Genomic DNA, 14,119 nt, shown 5'->3' on the forward strand with positions numbered 1-14,119 from the left:
AAGGCAAATCCCCCCCCGCCCCCCCTTTGTCAAAGGGGGGGAGAAAAAGGACTTTGTGGCATTGAAGGAAAGGGGTGCCAACTGTCTGTGGGAGCGCCATTCCTGGCGCGAATCAAGTCCTCATACAAAGAAGGAAAATCCGGATGACCGACATCCCTGACGTACTTAAAAAGATCGTTGATTACAAGGCTGGGGAACTGGCGCGGATGAAGGCCGATTCCTCCCTTGCCGAAATTCAGGCACGCATCGCCGATCTGGAAGACCATCCGCGCGGTTTCATCTCTGCGATAGAGAACTCCTGCAATTCCGGCTGGACCGCCATCATCGCGGAGGTGAAAAAGGGCTCCCCATCCAAAGGGGTGATCCGCGAGGATTTCGACCCGCTGGAGATCGCCATGATCTACCAGAACACCGGGGCGACCTGCCTGTCGGTCCTCACCGATGAGCACTTCTTCCTCGGCCATCTCGGTTATCTGGCGCTGATCCGGGAGCAGGTGAGCCTGCCGCTTTTGCGCAAGGACTTCATTTTCGACCCGTACCAGATCTACCAGGCGCGTGCCGCCGGTGCTGACGCGATCCTCCTGATCGCCGCGATGCTCGACCTTTCCCGGCTCAAGGAGTTTTCTGCCCTGGCCCGGGATCTCGCGCTGGACGTCCTTTTGGAAGTCCACGATGAAAAGGAGTTGGAGAGCGCGCTGCAGACCGACTGCCGACTGATCGGGATCAACAACCGGAACCTGCGCACCTTCGAGGTCGACATTGCCACCTCGGAGAGGCTGCGCGCCCTGATCCCCGTGGATCGGCTCGTGGTTGCGGAAAGTGGTATCACCCAACGGGAGGAAATCATTCGCCTTTCGGAGCAGGGGGTTAACGCCTTCCTGATCGGCGAATCCTTGATGCGCGAGGACGATATTGCCGCCAAGCTCGCGGAGTTGCTGGGATAGTTTGTTAACCGGTTAGCCGGATTCTCTACGCTACAAGGAGTCGTCATGAACACTAAGATAGTGCTGGACGAAGCGCAGATCCCGAAGCAGTGGTACAACATCATCCCTGACATGCCGGGGCCCTTGGCGCCGGTCGTCAACCCGCAGACCCTGCAGCCGGTGACCCCCGACGACATGCTTCCCATCTTCCCCATGTCGCTCATTGAGCAGGAAATGTCGCCGCAGCGCTGGATCGACATTCCGGACGAGGTCCGGGAAATCTACCGCCTGTGGAGACCGGCGCCGCTTTACCGCGCCCGCCGGCTGGAGCAGGCGCTCGGGACTCCGGCGAAGATCTACTACAAGTACGAAGGGGTTTCCCCGGCCGGCTCGCACAAGCCGAACACCGCGATCCCCCAGGCTTATTACAACAAGCAGGCCGGCATCCGCCGCCTGGCTACCGAAACCGGCGCCGGGCAGTGGGGGAGCTCCCTGGCGCTGGCCTGCTCCATGTTCGGCCTGGAGTGCACCATCTACATGGTGAAGGTCTCCTGCACCCAGAAGCCGTATCGGAAAAGCATGATGCAGCTTTGGGGCGGCACCGTGATCCCGTCCCCCTCCGAGTTCACCAATGCGGGACGGACGATCCTCGCTCACGATCCCGATAACCTCGGGAGCCTTGGCATTGCCATCTCCGAGGCGGTGGAGGATGCGGCGACCCACGACGACACCAACTACGCGCTGGGGAGCGTGCTGAACCACGTCTGCCTGCACCAGACCGTCATCGGCCTGGAGGCGAAAGAGCAGCTTGCCATCGCCGGCGACTATCCCGACGTGGTCATTGCCTGCTGCGGCGGCGGTTCCAACTTCGCCGGCCTGAGCTTCCCGTTCATCGCCGACCGCGCCGCCGGCAAACAGGTCCGCTGCATCGCGGTCGAGCCCGCTTCCTGTCCGACCCTGACCAAGGGGGTCTACGCCTTCGATTACGGCGACACCGCCAAGCTCGCCCCGATCGCGATGATGTACACCTTGGGGCACGACTTCATGCCGCCGGGAATCCATGCCGGTGGGCTCCGCTACCACGGGGATTCGCCGCTGGTCTCCCAGCTCTACAACGCCGGGGTCATCGAGGCGAAGGCATACAAGCAGAACGCCTGCTTCGAAGGCGCCATCCTCTTTGCCCGCAGCGAAGGGATCGTTCCCGCGCCGGAGTCGTCCCACGCGCTGCGTTGCGCCATCGACGAGGCGGTCCTGGCCAAGGAAGAGGGGAAGGAAAAGACCATCCTGTTCGGGCTTTCCGGCCACGGGCAGCTCGACATGGGGGCCTACGACGCCTACCTTTCCGGTTCGCTCGAAGATTACGAGTACCCGGAGGCGAAGATCAAGGAAGCCCTCGAACGCCTGCCGAAGGTGCAGCTGTAAAGGATTACGGTTTTAAAAGAAGGATCTTAAGTCCCCCTTTAACAAAGGGGGACCTAGGGGGATTTGCTTCTGAGCCGCCCGCGTCAGGGTGTGACGTCTTGTCTAAAGAGAAAGTTGCCCCAATTAACCCCATCCTCACCCTGTCCCTCTTCTTGAAGGAGAGGGGGCAGGGTGGCAACTTACTCAGCAGGTTTAATATCTCAAAGGCAAATCCCCCCGGCCCCCCTTTGTCAAAGGGAGGAGCTTCAAGGAAGACAGGCCGCGTGGGGGCTCGCGGAGTATACAACGATGACAAGGGTAAAGATCTGCGGTATAACCAGTGCCTGCGATGCCCGATTGGCGGTTGAGGCCGGTGCCGACGCCATCGGGTTGATTTTTTTCGAGAAATCCCCCCGCAACGTGGACCTCGAACAGGCCGCGCGGATCGTGGCGGAACTCCCTCCATTCATCCAGACGGTCGGCCTTTTCGTCAATGCTCCCCTGGATTTTGTCAATGAAACGGCGGATCGGGTGGGATTGGACCTCGTCCAGTTGCACGGTGAGGAGACGCCGGAGTTCTGTGCCGCCGTGCGCCGCAGGGTGATGAAGGCCTTCCGGGTCAAGGGAGCCGAAAGCCTGGTGCCGATGCCGTCCTACCGGGTGGCCGGCTACGTGCTGGATGCCTATTCCCCCAATGCCCATGGTGGGACCGGCGAGAGATTCGATTGGGATCTGGCCGTTCAGGCCAAAAACTACGGGCCGATCGTGCTGGCGGGAGGACTCACCCCGGAGAACGTGGCCGATGCCGTGGCCCAGGTTGTGCCCTACGGCGTGGACGTTTCCAGCGGCGTCGAGCTCAGTCCGGGGAAAAAAGATCCGGAAAAGGTGAGGCAGTTTATCCTGCGAGCGAAAGGTTTGTAACCAATCCTCCCCCGACCGTCGCAAGCCGCGCTGCCGTGCGACCGGACAGGGGTACCGACCCAGGAAGGATCATGCTTAACTCTTTGGATTCCCTTTTTCCTGCGTCCCTTCTCCTTCAAGGTGTCGCGCGCGAAAGCGCGAGCTTGCGACGGACAGGGTGAGGATGGGGTTTATCGCGAGTCATAAGTATAGATTTGTTGAAGTATCTATGATGTAGAACCCAGAAGTTGAAGTTAAGTCACAAAAAAGAAAAGGAGTGAAAATGAAGATTATCGTGACCGATGAGGTGGCTCAGGAAGGCTTAGCTCTTTTGCACAGCGATCCCCGCGTGCAGCTTGATGTGAAGCTGGGACTGAAGAAGGAAGAACTCCTCTCTATCATCGGGGACTACGAAGTTATCATCACCCGAAGCGGCACGACGGTGGACAAAGATCTGCTCGACGCCGGCAAGAACCTCAAGATGGTGGCCCGCGCCGGCGTCGGTGTCGACAACGTCGACGTGGATTACGCCAGCGCCAAGGGCGTCATCGTGGTAAATGCCCCCTTCGGCAACACGAACAGCGCGGCTGAGCACACCATGGCGCTGCTCCTCTCTTTCTGCCGCAACGTCACCCAGGCCAACGGCTCCCTGAAAGGGGGCGCCTGGAAGCGTGCTCCCTTCACCGGCTATGAGCTCAAAGGGCGCACCGCCGGTGTCATCGGCCTGGGCAAGGTCGGTGGCCGCGTCGCCACCCGCCTCAAGGCCTTCGAGTGCGAAGTCCTCGCCTGCGACCCCTACATCGCCGAAAAACGGGCCCACGATCTGGGGGTCAAGCTGGTATCCCTGGACGAGTTGATCCGCGTCTGCGACATCATCACCGTCCATACCCCGCTCACCGACGAAACCCGCAACATGATCGGCAAGAACGAATTCGCCAAGATGAAGCAAGGCGTGATCATCATCAACTGCGCCCGCGGCGGGATCTACAACGAAGAGGCGACCATCGAGGCGCTGGATTCCGACAAAGTCATCGGCGCCGCCTTCGACGTCTGGAGCAAGGAGCCGCCCGACACCGACGTCCTCAAACGCCTGATCGGCCATCCGAAGATGGTGGTCACCCCGCACCTCGGCGCCAATACCTTCGAGGCCCAGGTGAACGTCGCCGTGGACGTCTCCAAGGAGATCATCCATTACCTCGACGAGCAGCCGATCGAAAACGCGATCAACATTCCGCGCTTCGATGCCTCGCTCATGGGGCAGATGCGGCCCTACCTCAACCTGGTCAACGTCCTTTCCGACTTCATCATCCAGTTGGCCGACACCAACCCGAACAAGATCACCTTCTCCTACACCGGTCAACTCGCCCAGCACGACTGCACCCCGATCACCGTCTGCGGTCTGGCTTCGTTGCTGAACAAGCGCGTTGAGCAGGAAGTGAATATGGTGAACGCCCAGCTCGTGGCGGACAACATGGGGATCGTGGTGGAAGAGGTCAAATCGACACAGTCCGAGGCGTTCTCCAACATGATCACCCTGACTATCGAAGGCCCGGGCGAGCGGCGTCTCATTTCCGGGACCCTCTTCGAAGGCGTGCCGCGCATCGTCAAGCTGCGCGACTACCAGATGGACTTCCGTCCCGAGGAGTACATGCTCCTTTTGGCCTATGCCGACCGTCCGGGCATGATCGGGAAGATCGGTACCATCCTGGGCACCCACGACATCAACATCGGCTCCATGAACCTGGGGCGCCGCGAGAAGAAGGGGGAGGCGATGGTCATCCTGTCGCTCGACTCCGAGGTCCCGGCGGATGTGGTCGAGGAGGCTCGCGCCGCCACCGATGCGACCTTCATCAAGCCGCTGCACCTGGTGACCGCGAAGTAGGATTACCTTTCCATGCCAAAATGAAAGCCCCGGCGTCATCCGACACCGGGGCTTTTTTACGACCGTATCCAGTAAACTCATCTCGACGGTAGATTCTGCGTCCCCTCCCCTTCAAGGGGAGGACAGGGTGAGGATGGGGTATCTGCCTCTCCTGAAGCGTGGATGGGGCTGTCTGGAGCGGAAAAATAACGGCTACAGCAGCACCATCATCGTAACCATCATCCCCACCATCAAAGCGCCGCCCCACCAGCCCCAATGTCCGCCGAACATGTGGCTCATGAAACCGTGCCCCTGGTGCTCATCCTTTTCCACTGAGGCCACGATCTCGTAGCGCAATCCCTCCGCCTGGCCAGGAGCGGCTATCTTCAATACCACCCGGTAATCCGACGGCTTCTCGAACTTCCAGGAATCCACGTACTCGCCTTCCAGCACATCGACCTTGCGCTTGATCACCGGTTCCTTGGCGTCCTTTTCATAAACCTCAAGGACGACAGCCTGGTCGGTGACGGGATGCCCATCCTTCTCGAGGCTCAATCGCAGGGTCGCTTCCTTGCCCGGCGTAAGTTGGTCCGGCGAGAGGTGCACGGTCGCCTTCACGCCGTTTTGGCTGAAGCTTTGTTCCATGGCAAAAGCGGTGGGGGGGAGGGTTAACAACGAAAAGAGGAGGGCCAGAATAAATTTCTTTTGCATGAGAAACCTGGTTTCTGGGTGGTGCGAGGCCCGAGGGCGCAGGAGGCGCCCTCAAAGCCTGCCGGTGGTCCTATTTCACGGGATACCAGAACTTGGCGCTCCCCTCTTTACCGTCTTTCAGTTTGAATTTCGACATGATGCCGTACTTGCCTTTTTGGGACAGGTCGAAGTCGGCGCCGAAGTGGTTCTGCATTCCCATGAGTTCCTTGGTCTGGATGCTCTTATCCGGTGCCTGGATCTTTACCAGGACCTGTCCTTGCGTCAGCGGCTGGCCCGTTTTCGCATCCTTGAACTCGACCATGACATGATGGGTTTCCATCATCCCCGGCTGACGTTCTTTCCAGGGAATGATCTTGAAGGTTGCTTTTACTCCGCTCACCACTTCCTCATGAGCTACGTTGCCGTGGTCCGCCATGCCATGGCTCCCATGGTCCATGTGCTCGTGATCCATGGCCTGGGCGGCAAGCGGGGCGGAAAAGGCGAGAGCTGCGGCGACGAGGACGATAAATTTGTTCATGCGGTTTCTCCTTTGAGCTGAAGTCTTCGCAGCTACCAAAGCATAGGGCGTACCAACTTGAAAAGCCCGTGATTTCGGTGGGTAGGGGGGTTAGGCTAGATGTGGGAGGAGAATATTCCACAATCCTTCGTAGCATATTCTTCGCTCATTACCGAAGGGGCCACCGGATGCGGATACGCCAATTCCGCAAAAAAAAGCTCCCCCCTGCCGGCTGGCGGGGGGAGCTTTTGACGTACTGGGTAAGGATGAGTACCGGGAGGCTATGCCAGTTTCCGCCCACCGCACTTTTTCAGCCGCTGGTGCGCGTCGAGAAGGATCTTCTCGGTGGTCTCCCAACAGATGCAGCTGTCGGTGATGGAGACGCCATAGGCAAGATTGGCGGGGTCTTTGAGCGGCTGGTTGCCGTCTTTCAGGTAGCTTTCGATCATCACCCCCGAAATGGAGCGGTTACCTTCCACAATCTGGTCCACCACGCTCTTCAGAACCTCCGGCTGGCGCCGGTAATCCTTTTCGGAGTTGCCGTGGCTGCAGTCGACCATGATGGTCGGGTTGAGCCCAGCCTTGGTGAGCATCTCCTCGGTATTCTTGATGTCTTCCGGGCTGTAGTTCGGCTTCTTCCCACCGCGCAGGACGACATGCACGTCGGGGTTGCCGTTGGTCTGGACGATGGAGGTAAGCCCTTCGCGGTTGATACCGAGGAAACTGTGCGAGTGAAGGGCCGCTTTCATCGCGTCCATGGCGATCTGGAGATTCCCGTCGGTGCCGTTTTTGAACCCGATCGGGAAGGAGAGGCCGCTGGCCATTTCCCGGTGGGTCTGCGACTCGGTGGTCCGGGCGCCGATGGCCCCCCAGGAGAGGTGGTCGGCCAGGTATTCGGGAGTAATCGGATCGAGCATCTCGGTCGCCACCGGAAGACCCATCCCGGTGACCTTGGAGAGCAGGCCGCGGGCGATGCCGAGTCCCTTGGAGATGAGGTGGGTGCCGTTCATATCCGGGTCGTTGATGAGACCTTTCCAGCCGACCGTGGTGCGCGGTTTTTCAAAATACACCCGCATGATCAAGAGAAGCTCTTCGGAGACCTGCTTCGAGAGCGCCGCAAGGCGTTCGGCGTATTCCAGCGCGCCTTTGGTGTCGTGGATGGAGCACGGGCCGACGACGACCATGATCCGCTTGTCCTGACCGTTAAGGATCTTGGTGATGGCTTCGCGGCTTTCGGTTACGCAGATGCTGGATTCGTCGGAAATGGGGAAAACCTGGCGGAGGTCGGTGGGGGCAATGATGGGGGTGATGCTTTTGATCTTAAGGTTGTTGGTCTTGATCACTCGTGACTCCCTCAGCTGGCGCTCGTAAAGCGGGCCTAATCTAGCGCGTTTAGGTGCGAGTGTCAAAGAAAATGCTGTTTTGATTATGCTAAATCGATTTCCTCCAGGCCAGTCTCCCCTCCAGCCAGCGAGAAAACGAGGTGAAGGCAAAGCAGACGATGAAGTAGACGGCAGCGATGAAGATAAAGATTTCGGTAGGGTAGGCCATGGTCCGGTTGTTGACTTGGGTCCCGACGTGGGTGATCTCGGAGACCCCCACGATAAAGGCGAGCGAGGTGTCCTTGATGAGGGAGACGAACTGGTTCACGAATGAGGGGATCATGTTGCGCATCCCCTGGGGCAGGACGATGTACAGCATGGCATGCCACGGTTTGAGGCCCGTCGACAGCGCGGCCTCAACCTGCCCTTTGGGGATGCCCTCGATCCCGGCGCGCACGATCTGTGACATGTAGGCGGAGGTGAAGATGGTAAGTGCCGCAATGACAGTCCGGCTTTCCGGCACCGGTTTGCCCAGGACGGCCGGAAGGAGAAAGTACATCCAGAAGATGACCATGAGCAGCGGCAGCCCGCGGACGGCGTTGATCAAGGCGTTGATCGGATAGCGGATGACGGCGATCCGGGAGAGGCTTAAAAGCCCGAGAATCAGCCCTCCGAAAAAGGAAAGGATGCAGGAGACCACGGCGAGATAGAGGGTCAGTCCCAGCCCGCCGAGCGGCCCGTTCGGGTAACGCCCGATCATGAAGTAGGTGAAGTTGTCCGCAATGACCTGGAAGTCCATGTCTGCTTTTGCTCCGTAGAACCGATAACGCCCTCGCCCTTCGGTAAAGGGTGGGGTGAGGGCAGGCGAGGGTGGGCTTTAGCCTCTTTGCGGGTTGAGAACCCGTCGGTTGTAAAACTCCATCGCCGCCGTGATGGTGACGGAAAGGGTGAGGTAAACCACCGTCGCGGCGGTGAACGCTTCGAACCCTTTGAAGGTGTAGCTTTCGACCTGGCGCGCCTGGTAGGTGATCTCCATGACCCCGATGGTCATGGCAAGCGACGAGTTCTTGACCAGGTTGAGGAACTGGTTCACCAGCGGCGGAACCGTGATGCGCACCGCCTGGGGCAGGATGATGTACTGCATGGAACGCAGGTACGAGAATCCGGCGCTGCGCGCGGCTTCCATCTGCTCCTTGGGGATGGACAGGATGCCGCTGCGGATGTCTTCGGCGATGAAGGCAGAGGTGTAGATGGTGAGGGCGAGGACGGCGGCGGCGAACTCGAAGTTGGTGTTGTTGAGCCAATCGTTGACGGCGGCCGGAAGGATCTTGTACGAGCCGAAATACCAGAAGAAGATCTGCACCAGCAGCGGGGTGTTCCGGAAAAACTCGAGGTAGGCGGAGGCGGCCCAGCGCAGCGGCGCAAAGTGGCTCATCTTGAGGACCGCGATGAGAAGCCCGATCAGAAAGGCGCCCACGATGCCGACGGCCGATATCTCCAGGGTCGTCTTGAGCCCGGAGACCAGCCAATCGAAATACTTACCCGAAGTGATGATCGACCAGTCGAAATGGTAATTGAGCACGAGTCACCTTATCTTTTGCTGCGCGACATCATTGTTCCGATCTGGAAAAAACCCATCCCGTCTGCCAGGGTAACCGTCCCCTCTAAAGGTGGGGGGACGCCGGCACGCTGCTCAAGGTGGCACTTGGCTGCAGGTGGCGCTTCTGCCCCCCTCCCGCGCGGGGAGGGGGAATTGGGGACGGAGATGGGGAAGTAACTATCCGGCCATCAGCCGCTACTATTTGTCGGCGGTGATCCTGAAGGTTCTCTGCAGATGGTAGGGCGTACCGGGGCCGAACCACTTGTCGAAGATTCTCTTGGCTTCGCCGCTTTTTTCCATTTCGAGGATCGTCTTGTTGACGAAGTTAACAAACTTGGTGTCGTCTTTGCGCATCCCGAGGCCGTACGGTTCTTCGGAGATCTGGACCTTCGGAATTTCGAATTGGGCCTTGTTCGGAGCCTTGGCGAGGATGCCGGCGAGGATCGCTTCGTCGGTGGTTACCGCGGCGACCTTACCCTGCTGCAGGGCCAAAAACGCCTGCGGGTAGTCGTCAAAAGAAAGGACCGTCGCACTGGGGATCGCCTTCTTCACGTTCTGCTCGGAGGTGGAACCCTTGGCGGTGCCGATTTTCTTCCCTTCCAAATCTCTCAGGCTCCGGACCGCTCCCTTGCGGGTGATGAATTTCTGGCCGGTGAAGAAGTAGGTGTGGGAAAAGGAGATCTGCTTGGCGCGCTCCGGATTTTTGGTCATCGTGGCGGCGATGATGTCGATGTTACCTTCGGTCAGCTGCGGCATCCGGGAGGCGGAGGTGACGGGTTTGAGCTCCAGTTTTGCGCCAAGCTTTTTGGCAATGGCTTTGACGAAATCGATGTCGTAGCCGACGATCTCACGGGTTTTCTCGTCAACGTAGCCAAACGGCGGGAGGGAGTCCTTCACTCCGGCCACAAGCACCTTTTTCTTTTTAACCTCGGCAAGCGTGTCCGCCGGCGGAGCAGCCATAGCCGCCTTCGCCGTAACTACCAAGGCAAGTCCCATCACTACCATAGCTGCAAGTTTCTTCATCATGCTTCCTCCTTTGGTGGGGTTGATACTGCATCTGCATGAAAATGCCTCCCTGGACAGGGGGCGAAACCGGGCACTGACTGGTACGTTTTGTGGTGATTCTTTTCACGAGTTATTGTTCAAGGTTCACCGATCACCGATCAGTGCTCATTCATTAATTAATGCATCGGCGACAGCAGCTGCTTCAGGAATTGTTTGGCCCGGTCGTGCTGCGGGTTCTTGAAGAACTCCTCCGGTTTGGCCTCTTCCAGTATCTGCCCATGGTCCATGAATACGATCCGGTCCGCAACCTCCCGGGCAAAACCCATCTCGTGCGTTACCACCACCATGGTCATCCCGGTTCCCGCCAAACCCTGCATGACGGCGAGGACCTCGCCGATCATCTCCGGATCCAGCGCGGAGGTTGGCTCGTCGAAAAGCATGATCTTCGGCTTCATCGCGAGCGCGCGGGCGATGGCGACGCGCTGCTGTTGGCCGCCGGAGAGCTCGGTCGGATAGGCGTCGCGCTTGATTGCCAGACCTACCCGTTCCAGAAGGGCCATTGCCTGCTCTTCGGCTTCTTTGGTCGGCGTTTTGCGGATCTTGGTAGGGGCGAGGGTGATGTTCCTGATAACGGAGAGATGCGGGTAGAGATTGAATTGCTGGAAGACGAAGCCGACCTCGGCGCGGAGCTTGTTCAGGTCGGTCTTCTTGTGGGAAAGGTCCATTCCGTCGACGATAAGGGTCCCCTGATCGATCGGTTCCAGGCGGTTGATGGTCCTGATGAGGGTCGATTTTCCGGACCCGGAAGGCCCGCACACGACCAACACCTCCCCCTTTTGCACGTGAAGATCTATTCCGTTCAGCACATGGAGGGCTTTGAACCACTTATGAACCCCCTGAAACTTGATCATGGAGCGCTCCTATGGGGAAAAATGTTCTCAATACTAGCACAGAGAAACCGACCTTGGGAGAAAAACCGCATTTTCTTGCAAAATGAAAAGGCGGCGCCGGAGAACATAGTACCCGGTGCCGCACTTGATTCAGAGGAAGGGAAAATGATGGGGGTTCAGACAGATTTGCGCCAGGCAAGTTGACGTATATGCCATGGCGAAAAGGGTGTGAAGGCAAAGGAAGGCAGGAAGTACACTACAGCAATGAAAATGAAGATCTCGCTACTGTTCAACCTTTTGGGCTGATGAGTCAAGGGTTTGCGATACCTCGTCGAAGGTTGCCGGCTGGGCACCGGCGGCGATCATTTCCTGGAAGGCGCGCTCCTCATCTCCCGGGGCCACGTTGACCGCTGCCACGGCGTCGGTGAGAAGCGTGATGGAAAATCCCAGCTTGATCGCCTCCATCACGCTCGCCTTCACGCAGTAATCGGTAGCGAGCCCGCCGACGTAGAGCCGGTCTACCGCCATTTGCTTGAGCAGCAGGGGAAGCGGGGTCCCGTTCTCGGTGGTGCCTTGGAGGGCGGAGTAGCCGTCGTCCCAGCGGGTGGCCCCTTTTGATATGACGATGGTTTCGGGGGGGAGGGTGAGGCGGGGATGGAAGGCGGCACCTTCGCTTTCCTTTACGCAATGGGGGGGCCAGGGCCCGCCGTGGGGCTTGAAGTGCGCGGAATCGGTGGGGTGCCAGTCCCGCGAGGCGAAGATGGGGGAGCCTTTGCGGTGGAAAAGCGCCAGGTAGCGGTTGAGAACCGGGACCACCCGGTCGCCATCGGTGACGGCGAGGGCGCCTCCCGGACAAAAATCGTTTTGGACATCTACGACGAGGAGTGCCGCTCTTCTTTTCGGCATGATCGTCTCCTTCCTCTGGGGATGTTCGGGCGGCCGGTGTGGCTCAGGGCGTGGCAAGGAGATGGCGCTTGACCTCCTCCATCAGCCTCAGCCGCAGGCGGTTCAGCCCCGAGCTGACCGACACTTTGTAGATGTGCGGGTTGACGAAGCGCAGCGACCCCTCGGGAAGCAGGTTGAGTTCCCGCGCCGCGTGGTCGGCGGACTCCTCCAGGGTCGGTGCTGGCTGGCACCGCTCTCCTCGGTCCATCACCACCGTCCTGGTATCGACCAAGCGTACGTCATGGGGAAGGCGCACGCGCTGCAGCGGGTTGGCCGGGTCGAAAACGACATCACCGGGTGCAATGGGCTCCCCCTCCAGGGCGATCACGTCCTGGACGAAGTTTCCGTGGGGATCCACCGCTCGCAGCACCTTTTTCCGATCGGGCAGGGTCGCCTTGGCGATGTCGCTGGTAACCTTGAGCTTCGGATTCTGACCGATCCGCACCAGCTTGTAGACCCCGCCGAGCGCTCCGCCCCCTTCGCCTGCGCAGGTGGCAAGCCGGGTGCCGACGCCGTAGATATCGATTCTGCTACCTTCCTCGCGGATCGAGTCGATCACGAACTCATCGATCTCATTGGAGGCGAGGATCTTGACCTCAGGGAATCCGGCGGCATCGAACATCTCGCGGGACTTGATGGATAAATAGGCAAGATCGCCCGAATCCAGCCGCACTCCGAACAGTTCGTATCCCTTTTCCCGCAGTTCCCGGGCGATCGTGATCGCGTTGGGGATGCCGCTTTTCAGCGTGTCGTAGGTATCGACCAGAAGGATGCAGTGTTCCGGGAATACTTGGGCATAGTTGCGAAAGGCGGTGAGTTCGTCGGGAAAGGCCATGATCCAGCTGTGCGCATGGGTCCCTTTAACCGGTATGCCGTACTTCATGCCGGCCAGGACGTTGCTCGTGCTGCGGACCCCGCCGATGAAGGCCGCGCGGGCTTCGGAGAGGCCTCCGTCGGGTCCGTGCGCCCGGCGCAGTCCGAATTCGAGTACGGCACTGCCGCGGGCCGCGTAGTTGATCCGGGCGGCTTTGGTGGCGACCAGGGTCTGAAAGTTGATGATGTTCAAAAGCGCGGTTTCGACGAACTGGGCCTCGGCGAGTCCACCCTCGACGGTCAGCAGCGGCTCGTTGCCAAAAACGACGCTCCCCTCAGCGGGGGCGGTGACTTTTCCCCGGAAGCGAAACGCTTCGAGATAGGAAAGAAATCTCGCGGGAAAGAGGTTCAGTCCCTGAAGGTAACTCAACTCCTCATCGTTGAAGCGGAGTTCCTCGAGGTACTGCAGGGCGGGTTCCAGACCGGCAAAAACGGCGTAGCCTCCCCGATAGGGATTGTGGCGGTAGAAAAGGTCAAAAACGGCGGGGACCTCGTGCATTGCATGCTCGAAATACCCCGCCACCATGGTCAGCTCATAGAGATCGGTAAGCAGCGGCGAATACCGCATCGTTTTCCCCCTAGTGGTTCTTGGCCTGCTCCATGGCGTGTAACAACTGCCGAGCCAGTTCGCCATCCATGTTCTTGAGCAGGGCGTACTCCTCCTGAGACCGGCTCGGCTGGTCGATGAAGAGAAAGGCCAGACCTCGCTTGTAATGGGCGTAGGCGTTGTCGGGCCAGATTTCCAGAAGCCGCCCGTAGGCCTCGATCGCTTCGGGGAAGTGACCGGCACGGAAGCAGACCTCCCCGAGGTTGGCATAGCCTTGGGCGAGGTTGGGGGAGAGCCGGACCGATTTTCTTAACGATTCCATCGATTTGTCGTAATCGCCAAGCACGGCCTGCATCGTACCCAGGTTCATCCAGGCAAAGGCATTGTCCGGTTCGATGGAGATAACCCTGCCGAAGGCGTGGGCGGCGTCATTGTACTTCCCCTCACTATTGAAGGCAAGGCCGGACTGGAACCAATCGTCCGCGTCACGAAATTCTTCCTGGTCCACGGGCGGCGTCGGGTTTTGTGGCGTGAAGGCCCCGGTAGTCAGGCTCGCCATGAGCGCCAGTAACAGATACTTTCCTTTTGCATGTCTCATACCGTTTTCCTCGCTGCTGTTTGGTTAATATTAACACATTAGAAAAC

General features: G+C 59.2%; 14 protein-coding genes. 4 read left to right on the plus strand and 10 right to left on the minus strand.

Annotated features, from left to right (window positions below; genetic code table 11):
* Positions 1 to 143 precede the first annotated feature (143 nt).
* The 4 genes from trpC to serA all read left to right on the plus strand — a co-directional run bounded on the left by trpC (position 144) and on the right by serA (position 5,106).
* On the plus strand, positions 144 to 944 hold the full coding sequence (trpC, locus tag JFN93_RS02695) for an indole-3-glycerol phosphate synthase TrpC (RefSeq protein WP_199382449.1): 801 nt from the start codon (positions 144 to 146) through the stop codon (positions 942 to 944).
* A 45-nt stretch (positions 945 to 989) separates the two neighbouring features.
* A complete protein-coding gene (locus JFN93_RS02700; RefSeq protein WP_199382450.1) occupies positions 990 to 2,345 on the plus strand; it encodes a TrpB-like pyridoxal phosphate-dependent enzyme in 1,356 nt (451 codons plus the stop codon).
* A 288-nt stretch (positions 2,346 to 2,633) separates the two neighbouring features.
* Positions 2,634 to 3,245 carry a phosphoribosylanthranilate isomerase gene (locus JFN93_RS02705; RefSeq protein WP_199382451.1) on the plus strand — a complete coding sequence of 204 codons (612 nt, stop codon included), beginning with the start codon at positions 2,634 to 2,636 and terminating at the stop codon, positions 3,243 to 3,245.
* Between the two features lie 262 nt (positions 3,246 to 3,507).
* Complete coding sequence (serA, locus tag JFN93_RS02710) at positions 3,508 to 5,106, plus strand: phosphoglycerate dehydrogenase (protein ID WP_199382452.1); 1,599 nt, start codon at positions 3,508 to 3,510, stop codon at positions 5,104 to 5,106.
* A 192-nt stretch (positions 5,107 to 5,298) separates the two neighbouring features.
* Here the strand turns inward: serA and JFN93_RS02715 are convergent, their stop codons facing one another.
* The 10 genes from JFN93_RS02715 to JFN93_RS02760 form a co-directional block, all read right to left on the minus strand.
* Positions 5,299 to 5,796: a hypothetical protein gene (locus tag JFN93_RS02715; protein WP_199382453.1), complete on the minus strand. Its 498-nt coding sequence runs from the start codon at positions 5,794 to 5,796 to the stop codon at positions 5,299 to 5,301.
* A 70-nt stretch (positions 5,797 to 5,866) separates the two neighbouring features.
* The gene (locus JFN93_RS02720; protein ID WP_199382454.1) at positions 5,867 to 6,313 is read right to left on the minus strand and encodes a hypothetical protein; all 447 of its coding nucleotides are present in this window, start codon (positions 6,311 to 6,313) and stop codon (positions 5,867 to 5,869) included.
* A gap of 260 nt (positions 6,314 to 6,573) precedes the next feature.
* Positions 6,574 to 7,635 carry a 3-deoxy-7-phosphoheptulonate synthase gene (locus JFN93_RS02725; RefSeq protein WP_199382455.1) on the minus strand — a complete coding sequence of 354 codons (1,062 nt, stop codon included), beginning with the start codon at positions 7,633 to 7,635 and terminating at the stop codon, positions 6,574 to 6,576.
* An 88-nt stretch (positions 7,636 to 7,723) separates the two neighbouring features.
* Positions 7,724 to 8,413, minus strand: a complete 690-nt coding sequence (locus tag JFN93_RS02730; protein WP_199382456.1) for an amino acid ABC transporter permease — start codon at positions 8,411 to 8,413, stop codon at positions 7,724 to 7,726.
* Between the two features lie 78 nt (positions 8,414 to 8,491).
* Positions 8,492 to 9,196, minus strand: a complete 705-nt coding sequence (locus JFN93_RS02735) for an amino acid ABC transporter permease (protein WP_199382457.1) — start codon at positions 9,194 to 9,196, stop codon at positions 8,492 to 8,494.
* A 216-nt stretch (positions 9,197 to 9,412) separates the two neighbouring features.
* Positions 9,413 to 10,240, minus strand: a complete 828-nt coding sequence (locus JFN93_RS02740; protein ID WP_236021502.1) for an ABC transporter substrate-binding protein — start codon at positions 10,238 to 10,240, stop codon at positions 9,413 to 9,415.
* Positions 10,241 to 10,395: 155 nt separating this feature from the next.
* Positions 10,396 to 11,130, minus strand: coding sequence for an amino acid ABC transporter ATP-binding protein (locus tag JFN93_RS02745; protein ID WP_199382458.1), 735 nt, complete (start codon positions 11,128 to 11,130; stop codon positions 10,396 to 10,398).
* Positions 11,131 to 11,391: 261 nt separating this feature from the next.
* The gene (gene pncA, locus JFN93_RS02750; RefSeq protein ID WP_199382459.1) at positions 11,392 to 12,015 is read right to left on the minus strand and encodes a bifunctional nicotinamidase/pyrazinamidase; all 624 of its coding nucleotides are present in this window, start codon (positions 12,013 to 12,015) and stop codon (positions 11,392 to 11,394) included.
* A gap of 43 nt (positions 12,016 to 12,058) precedes the next feature.
* Positions 12,059 to 13,495 (minus strand): nicotinate phosphoribosyltransferase, encoded by a 1,437-nt coding sequence (locus JFN93_RS02755; protein ID WP_199382460.1) that lies wholly within the window; start codon positions 13,493 to 13,495, stop codon positions 12,059 to 12,061.
* Between the two features lie 10 nt (positions 13,496 to 13,505).
* Positions 13,506 to 14,072 (minus strand): tetratricopeptide repeat protein, encoded by a 567-nt coding sequence (locus JFN93_RS02760; protein ID WP_199382461.1) that lies wholly within the window; start codon positions 14,070 to 14,072, stop codon positions 13,506 to 13,508.
* Between the last annotated feature and the right edge of the window lie 47 nt (positions 14,073 to 14,119).

This window comes from Geomesophilobacter sediminis (assembly GCF_016458275.1).
Classification (GTDB): domain Bacteria; phylum Desulfobacterota; class Desulfuromonadia; order Geobacterales; family Geobacteraceae; genus Geomesophilobacter; species Geomesophilobacter sediminis.

Coding starts and splice junctions, on each gene's coding strand:
- trpC (WP_199382449.1), top strand. CDS start 144: ATGACCGACATCCCTGACGTACTTAAAAAGATCGTTGATTACAAGGCT.
- JFN93_RS02700 (WP_199382450.1), top strand. CDS start 990: ATGAACACTAAGATAGTGCTGGACGAAGCGCAGATCCCGAAGCAGTGG.
- JFN93_RS02705 (WP_199382451.1), top strand. CDS start 2,634: ATGACAAGGGTAAAGATCTGCGGTATAACCAGTGCCTGCGATGCCCGA.
- serA (WP_199382452.1), top strand. CDS start 3,508: ATGAAGATTATCGTGACCGATGAGGTGGCTCAGGAAGGCTTAGCTCTT.
- JFN93_RS02715 (WP_199382453.1), bottom strand. CDS start 5,796: ATGCAAAAGAAATTTATTCTGGCCCTCCTCTTTTCGTTGTTAACCCTC.
- JFN93_RS02720 (WP_199382454.1), bottom strand. CDS start 6,313: ATGAACAAATTTATCGTCCTCGTCGCCGCAGCTCTCGCCTTTTCCGCC.
- JFN93_RS02730 (WP_199382456.1), bottom strand. CDS start 8,413: ATGGACTTCCAGGTCATTGCGGACAACTTCACCTACTTCATGATCGGG.
- JFN93_RS02740 (WP_236021502.1), bottom strand. CDS start 10,240: ATGATGAAGAAACTTGCAGCTATGGTAGTGATGGGACTTGCCTTGGTA.
- JFN93_RS02745 (WP_199382458.1), bottom strand. CDS start 11,130: ATGATCAAGTTTCAGGGGGTTCATAAGTGGTTCAAAGCCCTCCATGTG.
- pncA (WP_199382459.1), bottom strand. CDS start 12,015: ATGCCGAAAAGAAGAGCGGCACTCCTCGTCGTAGATGTCCAAAACGAT.
- JFN93_RS02755 (WP_199382460.1), bottom strand. CDS start 13,495: ATGCGGTATTCGCCGCTGCTTACCGATCTCTATGAGCTGACCATGGTG.
- JFN93_RS02760 (WP_199382461.1), bottom strand. CDS start 14,072: ATGAGACATGCAAAAGGAAAGTATCTGTTACTGGCGCTCATGGCGAGC.